Origin of the sequence: Nostoc sp. UIC 10630 (genome assembly GCF_010747425.1) — a bacterium.
Lineage (GTDB): Bacteria > Cyanobacteriota > Cyanobacteriia > Cyanobacteriales > Nostocaceae > Nostoc.
Window position 1 is genome coordinate 1 of the sequence record NZ_JAAGOG010000431.1, and the last position, 1,486, is coordinate 1,486.

Consider the following 1,486-nt stretch of genomic DNA (forward strand, 5'->3'; position numbering starts at 1 on the left):
CAATACGGTTCAGTTAAGGCTATACAGTGCTTGAAATAATAAACACGGGAGGATTAGTTATTATTCCAGTACCTCTGTGTTTAACTTTTTTTGAGCGAAATTTTGATACAGGCTTTTTCACAACCCTTGGGTTGTTTCTATGAACCCTTTCAGGTAAAACTTGGTCGAGAATCTCCACAGTTAGCCAATTCAAAAAAAGGGAAGTTCTTGTGGTTGTAAACGTTGGAATTTTGGGAGAGCACGACGAACAACTCGTAATGTTCCAGTGAAACTTAGACGTAAGGGTGAAACCGAAGCGCTGTTTGCAGCTTGAAAAATCAACAACCGAATAGCCCAATGCCCTAATAATAAACCGTAAACTTCTTGCACAACCTCCCGTGCTTTTTGAGAACGAATATGAGTTTTTCGTCCTAAAAGATGTACTTTGAGTTCATCAATCGTATTCTCGACTTCCCAACGTTGATGGTACTCACAAGCTAGTAACTGGGCTGGGAATTTTTCCATGTCCAATAAGCTCGTAATTAAACGATATTTAATCTGTTCTTCGGGGTTATCAGGATTCTCTATTGTGTACTCAATAACTCGTACTTGTATTGGCTCAAAACCTTTTTTTCTCAACTTGCCAGATGGATAAATATAACTTAAATACGAACCATCGTTTAAAACTTCTTCGTTTAAAAATTTAACATTGGCAGGAATTCTTCCTAAATAATCACATCCCTTTGATACTGTTTTGTGTACCATTTCATAAGAATGTAACCCTCTGTCCCACATTAACAGCATTCCTGATTGTACAGAGCGTAATAATTTTAAAGCTCGAACCCGTTCTCCCATACGATAAGGACACATTAAGGCATCAAATATAATGTGCGTTCCTGCTTCCACTAAAATTACTAATCTGACTTTAGGAAATGCTGCAATTGTTCCAGGACGACTACTTGGACGGCCAAAAACTCTGGCATTTTCTTCACTGTCTGGGATATCTAGGCAGGTTCCATCAATCACTACGATTCGTAGTCCATTTAAAAAAGCTCCTACTGTTTCGCTATTTGCCATTGGTCGTACCAACTGATGAAACAATTGTCTCATCACGCCTGCTCCTAATCGCTGTCTGGCTTGGGATATAGCCGATTTACACGGGATACGCCAATATTTCCCAATTTTTATCCATGCTTCTGAAAGACCATCAATGAGATTTTTTAGTACATCCCGCATTGAATCTCTCGACCACAGGCTCATTGCTATTATCAGGCAAACTACCAGTTGTGCTGGTAACGAGCGATGACGTTCCTCTTCGACTTTAGTTTTAGCAATCGCCTCTTCGATTGAAGTCGCTGGAATCGCTATCTCTATTGCTTTGAATATCTCAGTACTCTGTATCTTGGGAGACACTAAGGAGAATTCTTTCAGATGCACCGTACTTGATTTCCATTTTTGGAAACAATACCTAATTTACAACTGTTTGAGCCTTAACTGAACCGTATTG

1 protein-coding gene is annotated in these 1,486 nt (G+C 39.4%); it reads right to left on the bottom strand.

Annotated features, from left to right (window positions below; translation table 11 throughout):
- Window positions 1-189 precede the first annotated feature (189 nt).
- Window positions 190-1,326 (bottom strand): IS4 family transposase, encoded by a 1,137-nt coding sequence (locus G1O98_RS38185; protein ID WP_345940646.1) that lies wholly within the window; start codon window positions 1,324-1,326, stop codon window positions 190-192.
- Between the last annotated feature and the right edge of the window lie 160 nt (window positions 1,327-1,486).